The organism is Enterobacter sp. BIDMC 27 (genome assembly GCF_000534415.1).
In the GTDB taxonomy this organism is placed as follows: domain Bacteria; phylum Pseudomonadota; class Gammaproteobacteria; order Enterobacterales; family Enterobacteriaceae; genus Enterobacter; species Enterobacter hormaechei_C.
Window position 1 is genome coordinate 3,813,722 of sequence record NZ_KI973178.1, and the last position, 20,722, is coordinate 3,834,443.

At 55.9% G+C, this 20,722-nt stretch carries 21 protein-coding genes, 2 tRNA genes and 1 other annotated feature; of the genes, 12 read left to right on the plus strand and 11 right to left on the minus strand.

Annotated elements, in window-relative coordinates:
- Positions 1-27 precede the first annotated feature (27 nt).
- Entirely contained in the window at positions 28-1,482 is a 1,455-nt protein-coding gene (locus L463_RS04795) for an AMP nucleosidase (RefSeq protein ID WP_015572404.1), read from the plus strand.
- A gap of 120 nt (positions 1,483-1,602) precedes the next feature.
- Here L463_RS04795 and L463_RS04790 read toward each other — a convergent pair.
- Both L463_RS04790 and emmdR read right to left on the minus strand, forming a co-directional pair.
- A tRNA-Asn gene (locus L463_RS04790) sits at positions 1,603-1,678 on the minus strand.
- 103 nt (positions 1,679-1,781) lie between these two features.
- Positions 1,782-3,200: a multidrug efflux MATE transporter EmmdR gene (emmdR, locus tag L463_RS04785; RefSeq protein WP_023294986.1), complete on the minus strand. Its 1,419-nt coding sequence runs from the start codon at positions 3,198-3,200 to the stop codon at positions 1,782-1,784.
- A 226-nt stretch (positions 3,201-3,426) separates the two neighbouring features.
- Here emmdR and L463_RS04780 point away from each other — a divergent pair.
- Positions 3,427-3,502: transfer RNA gene (locus tag L463_RS04780), tRNA-Asn, on the plus strand.
- 146 nt (positions 3,503-3,648) lie between these two features.
- Here L463_RS04780 and L463_RS04775 read toward each other — a convergent pair.
- The 4 genes from L463_RS04775 to dacD all read right to left on the minus strand — a co-directional run bounded on the left by L463_RS04775 (position 3,649) and on the right by dacD (position 7,046).
- On the minus strand, positions 3,649-3,984 hold the full coding sequence (locus tag L463_RS04775; protein WP_000450410.1) for a DUF496 family protein: 336 nt from the start codon (positions 3,982-3,984) through the stop codon (positions 3,649-3,651).
- 147 nt (positions 3,985-4,131) lie between these two features.
- Entirely contained in the window at positions 4,132-5,190 is a 1,059-nt protein-coding gene (locus tag L463_RS04770) for an FUSC family protein (protein ID WP_017693112.1), read from the minus strand.
- Between the two features lie 91 nt (positions 5,191-5,281).
- Positions 5,282-5,755, minus strand: a complete 474-nt coding sequence (gene sbmC / locus L463_RS04765) for a DNA gyrase inhibitor SbmC (RefSeq protein WP_023303964.1) — start codon at positions 5,753-5,755, stop codon at positions 5,282-5,284.
- A gap of 118 nt (positions 5,756-5,873) precedes the next feature.
- Complete coding sequence (gene dacD / locus L463_RS04760; RefSeq protein WP_139152761.1) at positions 5,874-7,046, minus strand: serine-type D-Ala-D-Ala carboxypeptidase DacD; 1,173 nt, start codon at positions 7,044-7,046, stop codon at positions 5,874-5,876.
- Positions 7,047-7,237: 191 nt separating this feature from the next.
- On the opposite strand from dacD, the gene sbcB reads away from it, so the two are divergent.
- Complete coding sequence (gene sbcB, locus L463_RS04755) at positions 7,238-8,674, plus strand: exodeoxyribonuclease I (RefSeq protein ID WP_369700768.1); 1,437 nt, start codon at positions 7,238-7,240, stop codon at positions 8,672-8,674.
- Positions 8,675-8,800: 126 nt separating this feature from the next.
- Here the strand turns inward: sbcB and L463_RS04750 are convergent, their stop codons facing one another.
- The 4 genes from L463_RS04750 to L463_RS04740 form a co-directional block, all read right to left on the minus strand.
- The gene (locus tag L463_RS04750; protein ID WP_006811203.1) at positions 8,801-10,159 is read right to left on the minus strand and encodes an APC family permease; all 1,359 of its coding nucleotides are present in this window, start codon (positions 10,157-10,159) and stop codon (positions 8,801-8,803) included.
- Complete coding sequence (gene yoeI, locus L463_RS24355; protein WP_099458931.1) at positions 10,149-10,211, minus strand: membrane protein YoeI; 63 nt, start codon at positions 10,209-10,211, stop codon at positions 10,149-10,151. The genes L463_RS04750 and yoeI overlap by 11 nt, the downstream gene beginning before the upstream one ends.
- 219 nt (positions 10,212-10,430) lie before the next feature.
- Positions 10,431-11,360, minus strand: a complete 930-nt coding sequence (locus L463_RS04745) for a LysR substrate-binding domain-containing protein (RefSeq protein ID WP_023294990.1) — start codon at positions 11,358-11,360, stop codon at positions 10,431-10,433.
- Between the two features lie 41 nt (positions 11,361-11,401).
- A complete protein-coding gene (locus L463_RS04740) occupies positions 11,402-12,226 on the minus strand; it encodes an SDR family oxidoreductase (RefSeq protein WP_017383300.1) in 825 nt (274 codons plus the stop codon).
- Positions 12,227-12,398: 172 nt separating this feature from the next.
- Here L463_RS04740 and hisL point away from each other — a divergent pair, with 172 nt between their 5' ends.
- From hisL to hisIE, 9 genes are all read left to right on the plus strand, one after another.
- Positions 12,399-12,449, plus strand: coding sequence for a his operon leader peptide (gene hisL / locus L463_RS24360; protein WP_099516347.1), 51 nt, complete (start codon positions 12,399-12,401; stop codon positions 12,447-12,449).
- Positions 12,425-12,548 (plus strand) — a sequence feature (His leader region). (Overlaps the previous gene by 25 nt.)
- A gap of 45 nt (positions 12,549-12,593) precedes the next feature.
- Positions 12,594-13,493, plus strand: a complete 900-nt coding sequence (gene hisG, locus L463_RS04735; protein WP_000886595.1) for an ATP phosphoribosyltransferase — start codon at positions 12,594-12,596, stop codon at positions 13,491-13,493.
- A gap of 5 nt (positions 13,494-13,498) precedes the next feature.
- Positions 13,499-14,803 carry a histidinol dehydrogenase gene (hisD, locus tag L463_RS04730; RefSeq protein ID WP_032103468.1) on the plus strand — a complete coding sequence of 435 codons (1,305 nt, stop codon included), beginning with the start codon at positions 13,499-13,501 and terminating at the stop codon, positions 14,801-14,803.
- Complete coding sequence (gene hisC / locus L463_RS04725; RefSeq protein WP_032103469.1) at positions 14,800-15,861, plus strand: histidinol-phosphate transaminase; 1,062 nt, start codon at positions 14,800-14,802, stop codon at positions 15,859-15,861. The genes hisD and hisC overlap by 4 nt, the downstream gene beginning before the upstream one ends.
- The gene (gene hisB, locus L463_RS04720) at positions 15,858-16,925 is read left to right on the plus strand and encodes a bifunctional histidinol-phosphatase/imidazoleglycerol-phosphate dehydratase HisB (protein WP_032103470.1); all 1,068 of its coding nucleotides are present in this window, start codon (positions 15,858-15,860) and stop codon (positions 16,923-16,925) included. Before hisC ends, hisB begins: the two co-directional genes overlap by 4 nt.
- A complete protein-coding gene (gene hisH / locus L463_RS04715) occupies positions 16,925-17,515 on the plus strand; it encodes an imidazole glycerol phosphate synthase subunit HisH (RefSeq protein ID WP_015572396.1) in 591 nt (196 codons plus the stop codon). The genes hisB and hisH overlap by 1 nt, the downstream gene beginning before the upstream one ends.
- Positions 17,515-18,252 carry a 1-(5-phosphoribosyl)-5-[(5-phosphoribosylamino)methylideneamino]imidazole-4-carboxamide isomerase gene (gene hisA, locus L463_RS04710; RefSeq protein WP_032103473.1) on the plus strand — a complete coding sequence of 246 codons (738 nt, stop codon included), beginning with the start codon at positions 17,515-17,517 and terminating at the stop codon, positions 18,250-18,252. The genes hisH and hisA overlap by 1 nt, the downstream gene beginning before the upstream one ends.
- Complete coding sequence (gene hisF, locus L463_RS04705) at positions 18,234-19,010, plus strand: imidazole glycerol phosphate synthase subunit HisF (RefSeq protein ID WP_032103475.1); 777 nt, start codon at positions 18,234-18,236, stop codon at positions 19,008-19,010. Before hisA ends, hisF begins: the two co-directional genes overlap by 19 nt.
- Entirely contained in the window at positions 19,004-19,615 is a 612-nt protein-coding gene (hisIE, locus tag L463_RS04700; RefSeq protein WP_032103476.1) for a bifunctional phosphoribosyl-AMP cyclohydrolase/phosphoribosyl-ATP diphosphatase HisIE, read from the plus strand. Before hisF ends, hisIE begins: the two co-directional genes overlap by 7 nt.
- A 39-nt stretch (positions 19,616-19,654) precedes the next feature.
- Here the strand turns inward: hisIE and wzzB are convergent, their stop codons facing one another.
- Positions 19,655-20,635, minus strand: a complete 981-nt coding sequence (wzzB, locus tag L463_RS04695) for an LPS O-antigen chain length determinant protein WzzB (RefSeq protein WP_032103478.1) — start codon at positions 20,633-20,635, stop codon at positions 19,655-19,657.
- Between the last annotated feature and the right edge of the window lie 87 nt (positions 20,636-20,722).

Below are 20,722 nucleotides of genomic sequence, written 5' to 3' on the forward strand. Positions count from 1 at the left end.
GCACACCTGTGGAACAAGGAGACAGACATGAATAATAAGGGCTCCAGCCTGACCCCGGCTCAGGCGCTGGAAAAACTCGACGCGCTGTATGAACAGTCCGTTAATGCACTGCGCAGCGCCATCAGTGACTATATCGAAACAGGGAAGCTTCCCGATGAAAAGGCCAGAACCCAGGGCCTTTTTGTTTATCCATCGCTCTCTGTCACCTGGGACGGCAGCGCCAGCAGCAATCCGAAAACCCGCGCCTATGCGCGTTTCACCCACTCCGGCTGTTACAGCACGACCATCACGCGACCTGCGCTGTTCCGCCCCTACCTGGAAGAGCAGCTTACCCTGCTGTATCAGGATTACGGCGCGCATATCAGCGTTGAACCGTCCCTGCACGAGATCCCTTACCCGTACGTGATAGACGGTTCAGCGCTGACGCTGGATCGCTCCATGAGCGCGGGGCTGACCCGCCACTTCCCGACCACTGAGCTGTCGCAGATTGGCGATGAGACGGCGGACGGGATCTATCACCCGGCAGAGTTTTCACCGCTGTCGCACTTTGATGCCCGCCGTGTCGATTTCTCGCTGGCACGCCTGCGCCACTACACCGGCACCCCAGCCGAACATTTCCAGCCGTTCGTGTTGTTTACCAATTACACCCGCTATGTGGACGAATTTGTCCGCTGGGGCTGTAGCCAGATCCTCGATCCGGACAGCCCTTACATCGCCCTCTCCTGCGCGGGCGGGATATGGATCACCGCCGAAACCGAAGCACCGGAAGAGGCCATCTCCGACCTGGCGTGGAAAAAGCACCAGATGCCAGCCTGGCACCTGATCACCGCCGACGGTCAGGGCATTACGCTGATTAACATCGGCGTTGGCCCGTCGAATGCGAAAACCATCTGCGACCATCTGGCGGTACTGCGCCCGGACGTCTGGCTGATGATCGGCCATTGCGGCGGCCTGCGTGAAAGTCAGCTGATTGGCGATTACGTCCTCGCCCACGCTTATTTGCGTGACGACCATGTCCTTGACGCGGTTCTGCCGCCGGATATTCCTATCCCGAGTATCGCTGAAGTGCAGCGCGCCCTGTACGACGCCACCAAAGAGGTGAGCGGCATGCCGGGTGAAGAGGTGAAGCAGCGCCTGCGTACCGGTACGGTCGTCACCACCGACGATCGTAACTGGGAGCTGCGCTATTCCGCCTCCGCCCTGCGTTTCAATCTCAGCCGTGCGGTCGCAATCGATATGGAAAGCGCCACCATTGCCGCCCAGGGCTACCGCTTCCGCGTCCCTTACGGCACGCTGCTGTGCGTGTCCGATAAACCGCTGCACGGCGAGATCAAACTGCCGGGCCAGGCGAACCGTTTCTACGAAGGGGCGATCTCTGAGCACCTTCAGATTGGTATTCGCGCCATCGATTTACTGCGTGCAGAGGGCGACAAACTGCATTCCCGCAAGCTGCGCACCTTCAATGAGCCACCGTTCCGCTGATAACAAGGACCCACTCACCCGGCCTGGGATTCCGTAGGTCGGGTAAGCGGAGCGCCACCCGACAAACTGACCGAACGCAGAAAAGCAAAAAGCCTGCTTTAAAAGCAGGCTTTTCAAATTTGGCTCCTCTGACTGGACTCGAACCAGTGACATACGGATTAACAGTCCGCCGTTCTACCGACTGAACTACAGAGGAATCGTGTGAACGGGGCGCATATTATCGATGCGCCCTGAGGATGTCAAAGGGTGAATGCAGATTTTCAATCGTTTGCCGATTTATTCTCCACTTCGCACATTTGTCAGGCACTTGCCGTTTCCGAAACCTCCTGCTCCGGTTTTTTTCGCGGATATTTCCACAGCCAGCGCCCGCTCACCATGCGCCAGTAGAACAGCGCCCCGCGCACGGCCCAGTCAAGGAACATCCCCAGCCAGACGCCGACAACGCCCATACCCAACATTACCCCCAGCGTGTAGCCCGCCACAACGCGACAGCCCCACATGCCGAGCATGGAGACCCACATCGCAAACCGGGCATCGCGCGCCCCTTTCAGCCCGGCAGGAAGTACCCAGGACGCGGCCCAAATTGGCATAAACGCCGCGTTGAGCCAAATGAGCACCTTCACGACCTCTTTCACGTCATTTTCATGCGTATAGAACGAGGCCATCAGCCCGGCAAAAGGCGCAGTTCCCCACGCAATCGCCGTCAGTCCAATAGTTGAAAGCCAGAAGACGTGCCGAAGTTGTCGTTCCGCCTGCCCTATCTGCCCCTTTCCGAGGCGTCTGCCGGTGATGATCGTCGACGCCGACCCCAGCGCGTTTCCCGGCAGGTTAATGAGCGAGGCGATGGAGAAGGCAATAAAGTTGCCGGCGATGACGTCCGTTCCCATCCCGGCAACAAACATCTGCGTCAGCAGTTTCCCACCGTTAAACAACACGGATTCGATGCTGGCCGGAATCCCGATCCCCATCACTTCCCAGATAATGGCGAAGTTAAGCGGACGGAAATAGCTTTTCAGTGTCAGGCGCAGCGATGGCGTAATTCCCGCCATCAGTACGCCAATTATCGCCGCCGCACCAATATAGCGGGAAATGGTTAGCCCCAAACCCGCGCCGACAAAGCCCAGCCCCTCCCAGGAAAAGACGCCGTAAATCAAAACGCTGCTGATAATGATATTCAGGATGTTCATGCCGCCGTTGATCAGCAGCGGAATTTTGGTATTTCCTGCTCCACGAAGCGCACCGCTACCAATCAGCGCGATGGCAGCCGCCGGATAACTCAGCACCGTCATTTCCAGGTAGGTGAGAGCCAGATCCTTCACCTCGCTGGTCGCTTCTCCCGCGACAATGTCGATAATTTCTTTGCCGTAATAATGGATAACCGCCGCAAGGATGATCGAAAAGAGGGTCATGATCATCAGCGACTGTCTGGCCGCTTCGCGGGCACGCTTCGGATCAAGCTTGCCCAGGCTAAACGCCACCACCACCGTCGTACCGAGATCGATAGCGGCAAAGAAGGACATCACCACCATGTTGAAACTGTCCGCCAGCCCCACCCCGGCCATGGCTTCTTTACCGAGCCAGCTCACCAGAAAAGTGCTCAGCACCCCCATTAGCAGGACGCAGGTATTCTCCAGGAAAATAGGCACGGCAAGGGGGGTGATTTCACGCCAGAACAGAACTCGATAGCTCTTACGTTTTGCATACCAGGGCGTGCGCATAATCGCCTGGCGTAGGGGTGCGGTGACGTTCAAAATGGACCTTAGCGAGAAAGTTGAAACTCCATTTCAAATGATGGGGCAGAAATGCGTATCCTGCAAAGTATTTTCCATAAAATTATGTTTGGATTTACAACAAAATGACGACAGAATCATCAATCAAACGCTTTTGCCTGAGATCAGGTTTGACAAAAGTTTTTTCGCCGCTAAGATAAGCCTCCACAACGATTCCTCTGTAGTTCAGTCGGTAGAACGGCGGACTGTTAATCCGTATGTCACTGGTTCGAGTCCAGTCAGAGGAGCCAAATTTAAAAAGCCTGCTTTTAGAGCAGGCTTTTTGCTTTTCTGCGTTCGTGAAATTGTCGGGTGGCGGCTTCGCCTTACCCGACCTACGTAATAACAGTCCTGTAGGCCCGGTAAGCGCAGCGCCACCGGGCAACAGAGTGTGCGATTACTCGCCTTTAGCGTCGACGTTTTTGATTTCGCCCATCACTTTCAGCTTCTTGGAGATGTCGCGACGCTCTTTGGACAGCTCAGCGTTTTTGATGATGTAGTCATCAACGCGATCTTCATAATCGCTCTTCATGCTGGCGATGATGCCCTGAATAGCTTCAACGCTCATGCCAGGCTTGATGTAGTCGCTCAGGTTGTCCAGCAGCAGGACACGTTTCTGGTTGTCACGGATCTTCTTCTCTACGTCCTGGATTTCGCGCTGTAGCTTGTTTTTGCGGCGGAACAGGCGGACGAACTCCAGAACATCCTGGAACGAAGGCTTGGTAGTTTCCATTTTTATACCCCTGATAATGTGAGATTCGGATTCGTTAAAGCAACCGTTTTAACAGACAGCGGCTGCGAATGACAATGAGTATATCGTTTAAAACCATCATAACCCTAATTGTTGCTGAATCGAAGCAGCAGGCATCACATACGCTTTTTATTTGCGCAGCGCCCGGCAAATCAGCTGCGATAACAACTCCAGCTGTCGCGCCAGCTCCATACTCAGCCAGACATAACCATGGATGGGCGTTTCCGCCACATTGTCTCCCTGGCGCTCATTCATCAGCTGTTTAAGCTCGGCGACGATTTCGTTCAGCCGCTCGCTGTTCGCCCGTATCGGCTGTGGGTTACCTTCATATAGCGCATGGGCGATGGTCAGCAGGGTTTGTTGCGTCATCTGCTGCGTCTCTTTCAGCGTATGCGCGTTGAGCATCAGAAGATGGCTGGGGCGTGAGGCCCAGTGGGCATTGATTTGCAGTTCAAGCATACAGACCAGATTACGGCTGACCGTCTGAATAGCTTCAAAAATGGCTTTCTGGATATGGGTTTCTTTGCTTGCCGGGGTAATCAACCCGCGCATTTTGACCACATCATTGAGGATTTTTTGCAGGTGCTTTTCCAGACGCGGGCGCTCAATCAGATTCGGCGAAAACCCGGCCTGGTAGACCCGGTTAAATGCCGTGACGTAGTTTGCCATCTGAATGCGCCAGTGCAGGAAGGCGCGCTGCGGCCAGATGCCGGTAAACAGCATGGCGAGCAACGAGCCGAGGATCACGTCCCCGCTTCGCCACAATGCGGTGGTCATATCGCCCGCCGGTGCGCCGACCACAACCGCGAGCGTAATGCCAATCAGCAGCGCCTGATACGGTTTCTTGCCGAGGGCCAGCCATCCACAAAGAAACATCGCCACCGCGCACCACAGCAACATGACCGGAAACGAAATCAGCTCCAGCTTCAGGGCGATAAGCCCAAGCGCTGAGCCTAAAACGGTGCCGCCTATGCGTTCGAAAGCGCGCGGGACCACGTTCCCCCAGAATGAGATCGGCCCCATCACCACCACCAGCGTGATCAGCGGCCACGTCCCTTCCGGGATATCCAGCAGACGAACCAGTACGAAGGTCAACACAAACGCCAGCGCAATGCGGCAACCGTGCACCACGCGATAATGTTTGTATAACCGAATTTCAAAAGGGGTTAATGACTTGTCGGGGCGCACACCCGTCTCCAGCTCTACGGCAAACCACAATTGTACTGTGTTTTCAGCCGGGTGGATCGCGCCCGGCTGAAAAACCCTGCATTCCGCAGGATTATCCCACTTTGTGCTCTACCGGTACAAACATCTCAATATCCCAGTAGCCGTCAGCATTGCCATCGTTCAGATAGCGTTCGAAGCAGGGTTTTGCCGCGATCTGGAATTTGTTGTCTTCCAGCAGGGAGTTGAAGAACTGATACCACGGAGTGGCGAAATCATGATTTTCGACGCGCGCGGCGGCAATAGCATACTCTCCGGCAGCAATTTCGGTCATCATCACCCCTTCGCTGTTTTCAGGGATAGTGAAATCGTCCGTTACCGTTACGGCGGTAACGCAGCGGAGCTTTTCTGCCGGCACGTCATCCGGATTGTCATAATAAACGGCCACCCACTCCTGCGGCTGAATATGACGCCCGTCTACCCACATGACCAGCTGTTCAAATCCCTGCTTGACCGTCTTTTCCCACGGCCCCACGAGATGAAAGCCAGCGATCATACGTTTCTGTTGCTGCCTGATGCTGTAGTCCATGCTGCCTCCGTTTATTACTGTATATATATACACTGTAAAGCAGAATCGAGATTAACGGCAAACCAGGAGTGTTTATTATGTGAGCAGACTCGCAACACTGCCAGTCTGCCCAAAAAGGTCAGAGTTTATGATGCAGATAATCGCCAATACGGGAGAAAAGGCCGCCCTTTTCAACGCTTTCCAGCGTAACCAATGGCCAGTGCGCGACCACCTTGTCACGATCGTACAGCTGGATCTCCCCTACCCGCTGATGCGCGGCGATCGGCGCTTCCAGCTCTTTTTTATCCATCACGTATTTCGCCTTGATGTTCGGCACTTCCGATTTGGGTAATGCCAGCCAGAAGTCCTGATCCGTGCCCAGCGCGATCTGCTCTTTATCGCCGTACCAGATGCGCTCGGTTCCCACTTTTTTACCGTTATGCAGGATCTGCACCGTATCAAAATTTTGCTGTCCCCAGTGCAGCAGCTTGCGCGCCTGATCTTCACGTCCTTTCGGGCTGTCTGCCCCCATCACCACAGCAATCAGTCGACGCTGACCGTCCACCGCGGAGGCAATCAGGTTAAAGCCCGCGCCCGAGGTGTGACCCGTTTTCAGGCCATCCACGTTCATGGTCTTATCCCACAGCAGGCCGTTGCGGTTCTGCTGGGTGATGCCGTTCCAGGTCAGGCTCTTTTCGCTGTACATGTGATAGAACTCAGGCTCGCCGTGAATGATGGCCCGGGAAAGCACGGCGAGATCGTAAGCGGAGCTGTGCTGACCCGGTGCATCCAGCCCGTGTACGGTTTCGAAGTGGGTATCGCGCAGGTTCAGCTTTTCAACGTAGTCATTCATCATCCTGACGAACTGCGGCTGACCGCCCGCCACGTGATCCGCCAGCGCCACGCAGGCGTCATTGCCGGAATCAACAATCAGGCCGCGGCTGAGATCGCGCACGGAAACCCGATCGCCCTCCTTCAGAAACATCAGCGACGAACCGTCAAAGACCGGATTGCCTTTTGCCCATGCGTCACGTCCGACCGTCACAATGTCATCGGGGCTGATGCGGTGGCTATCAATGGCACGATCGACAACGTACCCCGTCATCAGTTTGGTCAGGCTCGCCGGATTACGCTGCTGATGTTCGTTGCCCGCCGTTAAGATTTGACCCGTGGTGTAATCCATCAATACCCAGGAGCCAGCCTGGATGGCAGGCGGCTGAGGTGAAAAATCCAGCGGCTCGGCAGCCAGCGCGGATGAAATACTCGAAACGAGTAAAGAAACAGCAATAAACAGACGGCGTTTCAACGGTATATCCTCAGGTCAGTAAAAATCGATGACCTTTTTACGGGAGTTCTGATGTCGTTACCTGCCTTAATTGCAAAAAAATGTGACAGCACGCAGATTTTTTCGGAACAAATCTCGCAAATTTCTTGCCTGACGGTGCTTTTTATTCGGACTGCTCACCCCAATCGTTTACCATAGAGACGTCAATTTTTAACAGGATGAGATTACTGGTGTCTGACTCTGCCGCGCGCCCGACTTTTTTGTTCCACGATTACGAAACCTTTGGCACCCATCCGGCGCTGGACCGACCGGCGCAGTTTGCGGCTATCCGTACCGATGACGAATTTAACGTCATCGGCGAACCCGAGGTGTTTTACTGTAAGCCCGCCGATGACTATCTGCCGCAGCCGGGCGCGGTAATGGTGACGGGCATCACGCCTCAGGAAGCGCGGGATAAAGGCGTTAGCGAAGCAGAATTTGCCCGTCGCATCCACGACCTGTTCACGGTGCCCAATACCTGCGTGGTGGGTTACAACAACATCCGTTTTGACGATGAAGTGACGCGCAATATCTTCTACCGCAACTTCTACGATCCGTATGCCTGGAGCTGGCAGAACCGTAATTCACGCTGGGATTTGCTGGATATCATGCGCGTTTGCTATGCGCTGCGCCCGGAGGGGATTAACTGGCCGGAGAACGACGACGGCTTGCCGAGCTTCAGGCTCGAGCACCTGACGCGGGCCAACGGCATTGAGCACAGCAACGCCCACGACGCGATGGCAGACGTTTACGCGACCATCGCTATGGCGAAACTTGTAAAAACCGCGCAGCCGCGCCTGTTTGAGTATCTGTTGAGCCATCGCAGCAAGCAAAAGCTGATGACGCTAATTGACGTGCCGCAGATGAAACCGCTGGTGCATATTTCAGGGATGTTCGGTGCGTGGCGCGGGAATACAAGCTGGGTGGCGCCGCTTGCCTGGCATCCGGACAACCGTAACGCCGTCATCATGGTGGATCTCGCCGGAGATATCTCCCCGCTGCTTGAGCTCAACAGCGACACCTTACGTGAACGGCTCTATACGCCGAAAGAGGCGCTGGGTGACCTGCCAGCCGTACCGGTAAAACTGGTGCACATCAATAAGTGCCCGGTGCTGGCGCAGGCCAACACGCTGCGCCCGGAAGACGCCGACCGGCTGGGGATTAACCGTCAGCACTGCCTCGATAACCTGAAAGTGCTGCGCGACAACCCGCAGGTGCGCGAGAAAGTTGTCGCCATTTTTGCCGAAGCAGAGCCGTTCGTGCCGTCTGAGAATGTGGATGCGCAGCTTTATAACGGCTTCTTCAGCGACGCCGATCGCGCGGCGATGAATATCGTGCTGCAAACCGACCCGCGTAACCTGCCCGCGCTGGATATCACCTTCGCAGATAAGCGCATTGAGAAGCTGATGTTTAATTATCGCGCGCGTAACTATCCCGGCACGCTGGATGAAGCAGAGCAGGAACGCTGGTTACAGCATCGGCGCAACGTGTTTACGCCGGAGTTTCTTAATAGCTACGCCCAGGAGCTGGAGATGCTTTACGGTCAGTATGAAGGGAATGCTGAGAAGCAGGCGCTGCTGAAAGCGCTGTTCCAGTATGCGCAAGAGATTGTCTGAATAGCGGGTACAAAAAAGCCGGAGGCGATGTCTCCGGCTTTTTTTTTGCCGGGTGGCGCTAACGCTTACCCGGCCTACGGTTTAGAAGTCCGTAGGTCGGGTGCGTAGCCGCCACCCGACACAGTCTTACGCGACGTCTTCGTACTGAGGAACCGGGTTGCGGAAGCTTCTGGTCACGCAAGCCAGGTAAATCAGACCGATCGCACCCCAGATCAGACCCAGAACCATTGAGCTCTCTTCCAGGTTAATCCACAGCGCACCCACCGTCAGGGCACCACACACTGGCAGCACCAGATAGTTGATGTGGTCCTTCAGCGTCTTGTTGCGCTTCTCACGGATCCAGAACTGCGAAATCACGGAGAGGTTAACGAAGGTGAACGCCACCAGCGCACCAAAGTTAATCAGCGCCGTGGCCGTTACCAGGTCGAATTTAATCGCCAGCAGGGCAATAGCGCCCACCAGCAGCACGTTCCACGCCGGGGTACGCCATTTAGGATGCACGTAACCGAAGAAGCGGGTTGGGAACACACCGTCACGGCCCATCACGTACATCAGACGAGAGACGCCCGCGTGCGCAGCCATACCGGAAGCCAGTACGGTGACGCTGGAGAAGATCAGCACGCCCCACTGGAAGGTTTTACCCGCCACGTACAGCATAATTTCAGGCTGTGATGCATCCGGATCTTTAAAGCGAGAGATATCCGGGAAGTACAGCTGTAAGAAGTAAGACGCACCAATGAAGATCAGGCCGCCAATCAGCGCGGTCAGGAAAATCGCTTTCGGGATCACGCGCTCAGCGTCTTTGGTCTCTTCAGACAGAGAAGAGATACCGTCGAAGCCCAGGAACGAGAAGCACAGGATAGTTGCACCGGTGATCATCGGCACTACGTGCGCGCCTTCAGACCAGAACGGACGGGTGCTGGTCAGCGTACCTGCGCCTTCACCGTGGGAAACGCCGTAGATGATCAGCCCAACGATAACCGCAACAATCCCCATCTGAAGGATCACAATCAGGGTGTTGAAGTTAGCCACGGTCTTGATGCTGCGCAGGTTAGAGATGGTCATAAAGGCCACCAGCGCCACAACGAAGATCCACGACGGCACGGAAGGCACCAGCGCTTCGAAGTAAATTTTTGCCAGCAGAATGTTGATCATCGGCATGAACAGGTAGTCCAGCAGTGATGACCAGCCCACCATAAAGCCAACCGCCGGGCTAATGGATTTCTGAGCATAGGTGTACGCAGAGCCTGCGGACGGGAAACGGCGAACCAGTTTACCGTAGCTCAGCGCTGTAAAGAGGATGGCGACCAGCGCAAAGGCGTACGCCGTTGCAACGTGACCGTCAGTAAGGCCTGATACGATACCGAATGTATCGAACAGCGTCATCGGTTGCATATAGGCAAGGCCCATCATAACAACCGGAATCAACGTAAGCGTTTTACGTAATTCCACGCGAGAGGTGTTTGGAGTTGCGTTATGCGACATAGTTATTCTCCTTTACGGTGATAACCGCCACGTAAGCGAAAAATTGCCCCATTTCTTTCTTCCTCAGCGACAACAACTGTCGGATTTTAGTAAATATCTATCCGGTACGAAGCCCGGCCTCTTGGTTTTTAGTTTCGTTTCGTACATGCAAAAAAAAATAACCGACGCCTTTTATATCGTCGATTATTCATTTGTTTGCAGCGGCGGCATTTTGCCCTATTCCAGATACAAAAGGCAATACATTGAGAAACCTGCCCATAAATTAATTTTACTAACTGATTGATTTCCCATCACCTGCCTGAGTGTAAACTGTAGCGATAGCACTATTTGCTAAAATTTCGTCTCGCCACCAGGCGCTGGCAAGCCCGGCGGTCTGTTCATTCCAGCCTACCCATACCGATTCGTTACTGCTTTGCGCTAAAACCTGTTTTTCCACCAGCGCTCCGCTGTTAATAAACCGCTGCGCTAAATAACGGGGAAGGTAACCGCACCCCAGGCCGCTTATTTGCAGCTCCAGCTTGGTTTTGAAATCAAAAACGGTGATGGCCTCCTGCTCATCCAGCAGCTGCGATGAAATGCCGCACTCGGGGCGAGAACTGTCTCCAACCACAATGGCACGATAGTTTTTAATGACGCGTCGGGTAACAGGCTCCGGTTCATTCGCCAGCGGGTGATGAGGCGCAACGGCAAAAACCTGCTCCAGAACGCCGAGCCGCGCAAAACCAAATTCGCTCAACTGGGGAGGCTCATGCAGCGCGCCAACGATGATATCCGCCCTGCCCTGCGTCAGGGCCTCCCAGGAACCGCCCAGCACGCCATTGATAAAAACCAGCCGGGTGACGCTGTGGCGCTGATAGAACGCCTCAATAAGCGGGGTAAGCAGGGAGAAAGGGAATGTATCATCAACCCCAATCACCAGCTCATTTTCCCAGCCCTGGTGAAGTTTGACGGCCTGTTTTTCCAGCTCGCGCACCGTATGCAGCACGTCACGCCCTTTTTCCAGCAGCATCTGCCCTGTACGGGTGAAACGCGCGCGATGCCCGGTGCGGTCAAGGATTTGGATATTAAGATCGCTCTCGAGCTTTTGCACGGTGTAGCTCAGAGCCGAAGGGGTTTTATAGAGCTTCGCCGAGGCGGCGGCAAAGCTCCCCTCTTTTTCCAGCGCATCCAGAATAACAAGAACATCCAGCAGCGGTTTCATCTTCGCCCCCTTGCGGTGTGCGATTGTCTCCGCCGGCGCAATTATTCCATGGGCATAACCAGCGGATCGGGATACTGATATTCAAATCCCAGTTCATGGCAAATACGATTGCCATCAATAATTTTGCCTTTGCGTTCCCCCTGCGCCTCACTGAATACCGGCGGCGCCAGACCCAGCTGGCGCGCCATCAGCGGATAAAAGGTACTGCGCGGCGGATGCGAAGGCGCACATATATTATAGATGTGCCCCCCTTTCGGAGCCTGCAAAAGCAGTTCTATGGCGCCGATAACATCCTCAAGATGCACAAGATTAACCCCGTGCTGGCCATCCGGCGCAGATTTACCGGCAAAGAAGCGCCCCGGATGACGCCCCGGCCCCACCAACCCGGCCAGACGTAAGATATCCACCTGCGTGCCAGGCAGATTGTGCAGCCAGTCTTCCAGCTCTTTCAGTACCCGGCCGCTGGCGGTCACCGGACGGCGCTCGGTGTTTTCTTTCGCCGTACCGTCGATATCGCCATAGACGGAGGTGGAGCTGGTGAAAATGATACGCGGGATATGGTGCGCCAGGGCGCTGTCGACAATCTCCTGCACCGCCTGCAAGTAAAAAGACTCACCCGGGCCGCTGCGCCGCGCCGGTAAGGTAATGACCAGCGCGTCCACATTCATCAGTTCATCCAGCTCGTCGGTATCGCAGATAAGCTCGGGTTCGAGACGCAGCTCGACACCATCAATGCCGCACATGCGTGCCGCTTCAACCCCATCTCGGGTGGTCTTACTCCCTGTCACCTGCCAGCCTTTCGCGGCTAATGACATCGCCAGTGGCATTCCTAACCATCCTAACCCGACAATCGCGACCTTTTTCATTACATTCTCCGCTTAACGATGCCTGTTATAAGGCTACGCCAGCCTGGTGGAACGCACAATTCATACCATCAATATGAAATGAATTAATGATCAAAAAAAGCCCTTGCTTTATGGCGTACAACTGGTTTAGGTTAAAAGACATCAAATGCATAAGCATTCAACGAGAATTTATATGACACGCGTTCCTTTTAAAAACCACCATCATCACCATCATCCTGACTAGTCTTTCAGGCGATGTGTGCTGGAAGACGTTTGGATCTTCCAGTGGTGCATGAACGCATGAAAAAGCCCCCGGAAGATCTTCTTCCGGGGGCTTTTTTTTGGACCGCATTCAGACAGGTTAAAACAGGTTAACGAGGAACACAGAATGTTAGATAACTCACGTTTACGCATAGCTATTCAAAAATCAGGCCGTTTAAGCGACGATTCACGCGAACTGCTGGCCCGCTGCGGGATTAAAATCAACCTGCACACCCAGCGCCTGATCGCCCTGGCTGAAAATATGCCGATCGACATTCTGCGCGTACGTGATGACGATATCCCGGGCCTGGTGATGGATGGCGTCGTTGATCTCGGCATCATCGGCGAAAACGTACTGGAAGAAGAGTTATTAACCCGCCGCGCGCAGGGCGAAGATCCGCGCTACTTTACCCTGCGTCGTCTGGACTTTGGCGGCTGCCGCCTGTCGCTGGCTACGCCGGTCGATGAAGCCTGGGACGGCCCGGCCGCGCTGAACGGCAAACGTATCGCCACCTCTTACCCTCACCTGCTGAAGCGTTACCTCGATCAAAAAGGCGTACAGTTTAAATCCTGTCTGCTGAATGGCTCCGTTGAAGTGGCGCCGCGTGCGGGCCTGGCCGATGCCATCTGTGACCTCGTCTCCACCGGCGCCACGCTCGAAGCGAACGGCCTGCGCGAAGTGGAAGTGATCTACCGCTCCAAAGCGTGCCTTATCCAGCGCGACGGCGAGATGGCCGACGCCAAACAGCAGCTCATCGACAAACTGCTGACCCGCATTCAGGGCGTGATTCAGGCGCGTGAATCCAAATACATCATGATGCATGCGCCGACCGAGCGCCTGGACGAAGTGATTGCCCTGCTGCCGGGCGCTGAGCGCCCAACCATTCTGCCGCTGGCGGGCGACCAGCAGCGCGTGGCGATGCACATGGTGAGCAGCGAAACCCTGTTCTGGGAAACCATGGAAAAACTGAAGGCGCTGGGCGCAAGTTCCATTCTGGTGCTGCCAATTGAGAAGATGATGGAGTAACGACCATGAGCTTTAACACAATCATCGACTGGAATACCTGTAGCGACGCGCAACAGCGCGAGCTGCTGATGCGCCCAGCAATTTCCGCCTCGGAGAGCATCACCCGCACCGTGGCGGAGATCCTTGATAACGTCAAAGCCCGCGGGGACGACGCGCTGCGCGAGTACAGCGCGAAGTTTGATAAAACTGAGGTCGACGCGTTACAGGTTACCGAGCAGGAAATCATTGATGCCAGCAATCGTCTGGGTGATGACATCAAACAGGCGATGGCCGTCGCGGTGAAAAATATTGATACCTTCCACACCGCGCAGAAATTGCAGGCGGTGGATGTGGAAACCCTGCCCGGCGTACGCTGCCAGCAGGTGACACGCCCGTTGGCGTCCGTCGGCCTCTATATTCCTGGCGGCTCTGCCCCGCTGTTTTCGACCGTCCTGATGCTGGCCACCCCGGCACGTATTGCCGGTTGTCAGAAGGTGGTGCTCTGCTCTCCGCCACCGATCGCCGACGAGATCCTGTACGCGGCGAGGCTGTGCGGCGTGCAGGCGATCTATAAAGTGGGCGGTGCGCAGGCGATTTCCGCCCTGGCGTTCGGGACGGGATCCATTCCGAAGGTCGACAAAATCTTTGGCCCGGGCAATGCCTACGTGACCGAGGCGAAACGCCAGGTCAGCCAGCGTCTGGACGGCGCGGCGATTGATATGCCTGCCGGTCCGTCTGAGGTGCTGGTGATTGCCGACAGCGGCGCTACACCGGATTTCGTGGCCTCTGACCTGCTCTCGCAGGCCGAGCACGGCCCTGACTCGCAGGTGATTTTACTGACGCCAGATGCCGACATGGCAAAACGCGTGGGCGACGCCGTTGAGCGTCAGCTGGCTGACCTGCCGCGGGCGGAAACGGCGCGTCAGGCGCTATCCGCCAGCCGCCTGATTGTGGCCCGCGATCTTGACCAGTGCATCGCCATCTCTAACCAGTACGGTCCTGAGCACCTGATTATTCAGACCCGCAACGCGCGCGAACTGGTCGACAGCATAACCAGCGCAGGCTCAGTGTTTCTCGGCGACTGGTCACCGGAATCCGCCGGGGATTACGCCTCCGGCACCAACCACGTGCTGCCGACGTATGGCTATACCTCAACCTGCTCCAGCCTGGGGCTGGCGGATTTCCAGAAGCGCATGACCGTGCAGGAACTCTCCCGCGAGGGATTTGCCTCGCTGGCGTCGACCATTGAAACCCTGGCCGCCGCCGAGCGCCTGACTGCCCACAAAAATGCCGTGACGCTGCGCGTTGCCGCCCTGAAGGAGCAAGCATGAACATCGAAGAATTAGCCCGCGAAAATGTCCGTCGCCTGACGCCCTATCAGTCTGCGCGTCGTCTGGGCGGGAACGGCGACGTCTGGCTGAATGCCAATGAATATCCCACGGCGGTGGCCTTTGAGCTTTCGCAGCAGACGCTGAACCGCTACCCGGAGTGTCAGCCGAAAGCGGTGATCGAGAACTATGCGCAGTATGCAGGCGTGAAGCCTGAGCAGGTGCTGGTCAGCCGTGGGGCTGATGAAGGGATTGAGCTGCTGATCCGCGCCTTCTGTGAGCCGGGTAAAGACGCGGTGATGTACTGCCAGCCCACCTACGGGATGTACAGCGTGAGCGCCGAAACCTTTGGCGTGGCCTGCCGCAACGTGCAGGCGCTCGACAACTGGCAGCTGGATTTGCAGGGCATCGCCGATAACCTCGACGGCGTGAAGGTGGTGTTTGTCTGTAGCCCGAATAACCCCACCGGGCAGATTATTCATCCGCAGGATATCCGCACCCTGCTGGAGATGACGCGCGGAAAGGCGCTGGTCGTCGCTGATGAAGCCTACATTGAGTTCTGCCCGCAGGCGACGCTGACAGGCTGGCTTGAGGAGTATCCGCATCTCGTTGTGCTGCGTACCCTTTCCAAAGCCTTCGCCCTCGCTGGCCTTCGCTGTGGATTTACGCTGGCGAATAAAGCGGTTATCGACCTGCTGCTGAAAGTGATCGCCCCGTATCCGCTCTCAACGCCGGTTGCCGATATTGCGGCACAGGCGCTGGCCCCGCAGGGCATCAGCGCGATGCGCGAGCGTGTGGCGCAGATCCTGGAAGAGCGTCAGTATCTTGTTGATGCCCTTAAAACGATTCCGTGCGTGGAGCAGGTGTTCGACTCGGAAACCAACTACATCCTGGTGCGCTTCACCGCCTCAAGCGCGATATTTAAATCGTTGTGGGATCAGGGCATTATCTTACGAGACCAGAATAAACAACCTACCCTGAGCGGCTGCCTGCGTATTACCGTCGGCACCCGTGCAGAGAGCCAGCGCGTGATTGACGCCCTGAAAGCGGAGAAAGTATGAGTCAGAAGTATCTCTTTATCGATCGTGACGGCACCATCATCTCGGAGCCACCCAGCGATTTTCAGGTCGATCGTTTCGACAAGCTGGCCTTTGAACCCGATGTGATCCCGGTGCTGCTGAAGCTTCAGAAAGCAGGCTATAAGCTGGTGATGATCACCAACCAGGACGGTCTGGGCACCGACAGCTTCCCGCAGGGAGACTTTGACGGCCCGCACAACCTAATGATGCAGGTGCTGACCTCGCAGGGCATCGCCTTCGACGAAGTGCTGATCTGCCCGCATATGCCTGCCGACGAGTGCGACTGCCGCAAGCCAAAAGTGAAGCTGGTTGAGCGTTATCTGGCGGAAGAGGCGCTGGATAAAAGCAACAGCTATGTGATCGGCGATCGCGTCACGGATATCACGCTGGCGGACAACATGGGCATTGCGGGCCTGCGCTATAACCGCGACACGCTAAACTGGGCGATGATTGGCGAGCAACTCACCCGACGCGACCGCTATTCCCACGTTGAACGCAACACCAAAGAGACGCAGATCGACGTGAAGGTCTGGCTCGACCGCGAAGGCGGCAGCAAGATCCACACCGGCGTCGGTTTCTTTGACCACATGCTGGATCAAATCGCCACGCACGGCGGCTTCCGCATGGAGATCACCGTTAAGGGCGACCTGTATATCGACGATCACCACACCGTGGAAGATACCGGCCTGGCGCTGGGCGAAGCCCTGAAGCTGGCGCTCGGCGACAAGCGCGGCATCAACCGCTTCGGCTTCGTGCTGCCGATGGACGAGTGCCTGGCGCGCTGCGCGATGGATATCTCCGGGCGTCCGCACCTGGAATACAAAGCCGACTTTACCTACCAGCGCGTGGGCGATCTCAGCACCGAGATGGTGGAACACTTCTTCCGCTCGCTCTCTTACACCATGGGCCTGACGCTGCACCTGAAAACCAAAGGCAAAAACGATCACCACCGCGTCGAGAGCCTGTTCAAAGCCTTTGGCCGTACCCTGCGCCAGGCGATCCGCGTGGAAGGTGACGCCCTGCCCTCGTCGAAAGGAGTGCTGTAATGAACGTGGTGATTCTGGACACCGGATGCGCCAACCTGAACTCCGTACAGTCGGCGATTATGCGCCACGGCTATGAGCCGGTGGTGAGCCGCGACCCGGACGTGGTGCTGCGTGCCGATAAACTCTTTCTGCCGGGCGTAGGCACCGCCCAGGCGGCGATGGATCAGATCCATGAGCGCGAGCTGGTGGATCTCATCAAAGCCTGTACTCAACCGGTGCTGGGCATTTGCCTCGGCATGCAGCTGCTTGGCCGGCGCAGCGAAGAGAGCAACGGCGTTGATCTGCTGGGCATTATTGAAGAAGACGTGCCGAAAATGACCGACCACGGCCTGCCGCTGCCGCACATGGGCTGGAACCGCGTTTATCCGAAGGCGGGCAACAGGCTGTTCCAGGGTATTGAAGACGGCGCGTACTTCTATTTTGTTCACAGCTACGCCATGCCCGTGAATGCCTACACCATCGCCCAGTGCAATTACGGCGAGGCGTTCACCGCCGCCGTGCAGAAAGATAACTTTTACGGCGTGCAGTTTCACCCGGAACGCTCCGGCGCCGCCGGTGCGCAACTGCTGAAAAATTTCCTGGAGATGTGATGATAATTCCCGCTTTAGATTTGATTGACGGCACGGTTGTTCGTCTCCACCAGGGCGATTACCGGCAGCAGCGCGACTACGGCAACGACCCGCTGCCGCGGTTACAGGCTTACGCCGCCGAGGGCGCTGAGGTATTGCATCTGGTCGATCTGACCGGCGCGAAAGATCCGGCCAAACGCCAGATCCCACTGCTTAAAACACTGGTGGCTGGCGTGGACGTCCCGGTGCAGGTGGGCGGCGGCGTGCGTACGGAAGCCGATGTTGCCGCCTTACTGGACGCGGGCGTGGCGCGCGTGGTAGTGGGTTCGACCGCTGTGAAAGATCCTGAGAGTGTCAAGGGCTGGTTCCGCCGCTTCGGTGCGGATGCGCTGGTGCTGGCGCTGGATGTGCGCATTGACGCGCAGGGTAACAAGCAGGTCGCAGTCAGCGGCTGGCAGGAAAACTCCGGCGTAACGCTGGAAGAGCTGGTCGGGATGTATCTCCCGGTAGGGCTTAAGCACGTCCTGTGCACGGATATTTCACGCGATGGTACGCTCGCAGGATCTAACGTCTCACTGTATGAAGAGGTTTGCGCCCGTTATCCGCAGGTGGCGTTTCAGTCCTCTGGCGGTATCGGCGACCTGGCGGATATCGCCGCTCTGCGCGGAACCGGTGTACGTGGCGTGATCGTGGGTCGCGCGCTGCTGGAAGGCAAATTTACGGTGAAGGAGGCGATTCAATGCTGGCAAAACGGATAATTCCCTGCCTGGACGTGCGTGATGGTCAGGTTGTAAAAGGCGTGCAGTTCCGCAACCACGAGATCATTGGCGACATCGTTCCGCTGGCAAAACGTTATGCCGAAGAAGGCGCAGACGAACTGGTATTTTACGATATCACCGCCTCCAGCGATGGCCGCGTGGTGGACAAAAGCTGGGTGGCGCGCGTGGCAGAGGTGATTGATATTCCCTTCTGCGTGGCGGGCGGGATTAAATCTGCTGACGATGCGGCGAAAATTCTCTCTTTCGGTGCGGACAAAATTTCGATTAACTCCCCTGCGCTTGCAGATCCGGAGCTGATTACGCGTCTGGCGGACCGCTTTGGCGTGCAGTGCATTGTCGTGGGGATCGACACCTGGTTTGATACCGCGACGGGCAAATATCACGTTAACCAGTACACCGGCGATGAAAGCCGCACGCGCGTCACCCAATGGGAGACGCTGGACTGGGTGCAGGAAGTACAAAAACGCGGCGCGGGTGAGATCGTGCTGAACATGATGAACCAGGACGGCGTACGCAACGGTTACGACCTCGAGCAGCTGAAAAAAGTGCGCGCGGTCTGCCAGGTTCCGCTGATTGCCTCCGGCGGCGCGGGCACCATGGAACACTTCCTTGAAGCCTTCCGCGATACGAACGTAGACGGCGCGCTGGCCGCTTCCGTGTTCCACAAACAGATTATCAATATTGGTGAGTTAAAAACGTACCTGGCCGACCAGGGCGTGGAGATCAGGGTATGTTAACAGAGCAACAACAGGCGCAGCTGGACTGGGAAAAAACTGACGGATTACTGCCGGTGGTTGTACAGCATGCCGTTTCAGGCGAAGTGCTGATGCTGGGATACATGAACCAGGAGGCACTGGCAAAAACGATCGACAGCGGCAAGGTGACGTTTTTCTCGCGCACCAAACAGCGCCTGTGGACGAAAGGGGAAACCTCAGGTCACTTCCTGAATGTGGTCGGCATTACGCCAGACTGCGACAACGACACCCTGCTGGTGCTGGTCAACCCGATTGGGCCGACCTGCCACAAAGGTACCAGCAGCTGCTTTGGCGAGGCGAGCCACCAGTGGCTGTTCCTCTATCAGCTGGAACAGCTGCTGGCAGAGCGTAAATCAGCGGATCCCGAGAGCTCGTACACGGCGAAGCTGTACGCCAGCGGCACCAAGCGTATTGCGCAGAAGGTGGGTGAAGAAGGCGTTGAAACGGCGCTGGCGGCCACCGTGCATGACCGGGAGGAGCTGACGAACGAAGCGTCGGATTTGATGTATCACCTGCTGGTGCTGCTTCAGGATCAGGAGCTGGATTTAACGACGGTGATTGAGAATTTGCGGAAACGACATAAATAAAAAAAGACCGGGGAGACCCGGTCTTTTTTTGTGTGTAAATCAGGCTCTTGGTTTGTAGTTTCTCAGCGCGTTACGGCCGAGGACGACAGCAGAACCGATGATCCCGCCGAGGAGAACGGCAAGGATGAGGGTGATGGCCTTTTTAGGGCTGTCACGCTTGATTGGCAGATCTGGTTTCATCACGTAACGATACACGTGTACTGTGTCTGGGTTAACATTGAGGTTTTCAATATCCAGTAAGTTCTTTTTGGTCTGATAGTAAGAGCCAGGGAAGACCAGCGGACGGGACGCCTCGTTATCAACCATTGATTTGAGCGCTACGGTGCCCAGCAGGAACATGGTTTCCTGAGTAACATCCTGCGTTTGCTGGAGCTGCGGTGTACTAATTTTCGCCGCTTCCGCGTTCTTAAGCGCCTCAGAAATTTGCTTGATACGCAGATCTTTTTGCTCCTGTGCCACTTTCTCCTGGTTCAGAAGAGAGTCGTTCAGGGTTGTGATCTGTTGCTTGAGGTTGTCTCTGAGGTCAAGCGTCAGTTCTTTGGCCGTTTGTTCGTCAACCTGCTGGATGTACTGAGCCAACTGCTTTTGTGCTGCTTCAGCCGAATCGCTCTGATAACTGACAGTTAAAGGTACACTCTGTCCCTTTACAGTAGGCTCAATGCTCAATTTCTCGGGAAATTCCTGGTTGTCCAGCGCTTGCGCTAATGCTGAAAAAGAAGAATTAAAACGACCAATAGCACGATTTTGGATATCTAAGGTTGAAGGTGCTGCCCCGCCATAGAGGATATTCAACGCATTGGAATAGGTGGCGATTTGTGCCGCATCTGGCTGGGCTATGATGGCGGATGACGTCCATTTCTCTTTGGCTACAGTAATATAAATAACGGCGAGAACGATAAAAGCAGCAACAAATGCCCCTATTACCCACTTACCACGCCACAGCTGTAGCACTAAATCCAGTAAATCAATTTGCTCCGGGTCATTGTTGCGTGTGACCAGGTTATCGTTGTTGTGCGTCATACAATCCCTAACAGATGAAAAAGGGCAAAAACAATCTTGTTTCCATAGTGTATCTGTTGCTGGCGATTTTTCTATAAGAATCCGATG

Excerpts from the sequence above, each read along its gene's own strand:
- L463_RS04740 (WP_017383300.1), bottom strand. The coding sequence starts at position 12,226 with ATGAAAAAGGTCGCGATTGTCGGGTTAGGATGGTTAGGAATGCCACTG.
- hisC (WP_032103469.1), top strand. The coding sequence starts at position 14,800 with ATGAACATCGAAGAATTAGCCCGCGAAAATGTCCGTCGCCTGACGCCC.
- L463_RS04750 (WP_006811203.1), bottom strand. The coding sequence starts at position 10,159 with ATGTCGCATAACGCAACTCCAAACACCTCTCGCGTGGAATTACGTAAA.
- hisIE (WP_032103476.1), top strand. The coding sequence starts at position 19,004 with ATGTTAACAGAGCAACAACAGGCGCAGCTGGACTGGGAAAAAACTGAC.
- L463_RS04775 (WP_000450410.1), bottom strand. The coding sequence starts at position 3,984 with ATGGAAACTACCAAGCCTTCGTTCCAGGATGTTCTGGAGTTCGTCCGC.
- wzzB (WP_032103478.1), bottom strand. The coding sequence starts at position 20,635 with ATGACGCACAACAACGATAACCTGGTCACACGCAACAATGACCCGGAG.
- hisG (WP_000886595.1), top strand. The coding sequence starts at position 12,594 with ATGTTAGATAACTCACGTTTACGCATAGCTATTCAAAAATCAGGCCGT.
- hisD (WP_032103468.1), top strand. The coding sequence starts at position 13,499 with ATGAGCTTTAACACAATCATCGACTGGAATACCTGTAGCGACGCGCAA.
- hisH (WP_015572396.1), top strand. The coding sequence starts at position 16,925 with ATGAACGTGGTGATTCTGGACACCGGATGCGCCAACCTGAACTCCGTA.
- sbmC (WP_023303964.1), bottom strand. The coding sequence starts at position 5,755 with ATGGACTACAGCATCAGGCAGCAACAGAAACGTATGATCGCTGGCTTT.
- hisB (WP_032103470.1), top strand. The coding sequence starts at position 15,858 with ATGAGTCAGAAGTATCTCTTTATCGATCGTGACGGCACCATCATCTCG.
- L463_RS04795 (WP_015572404.1), top strand. The coding sequence starts at position 28 with ATGAATAATAAGGGCTCCAGCCTGACCCCGGCTCAGGCGCTGGAAAAA.
- hisA (WP_032103473.1), top strand. The coding sequence starts at position 17,515 with ATGATAATTCCCGCTTTAGATTTGATTGACGGCACGGTTGTTCGTCTC.
- L463_RS04745 (WP_023294990.1), bottom strand. The coding sequence starts at position 11,360 with ATGAAACCGCTGCTGGATGTTCTTGTTATTCTGGATGCGCTGGAAAAA.
- sbcB (WP_369700768.1), top strand. The coding sequence starts at position 7,238 with ATGAGATTACTGGTGTCTGACTCTGCCGCGCGCCCGACTTTTTTGTTC.
- hisF (WP_032103475.1), top strand. The coding sequence starts at position 18,234 with ATGCTGGCAAAACGGATAATTCCCTGCCTGGACGTGCGTGATGGTCAG.
- emmdR (WP_023294986.1), bottom strand. The coding sequence starts at position 3,200 with ATGCGCACGCCCTGGTATGCAAAACGTAAGAGCTATCGAGTTCTGTTC.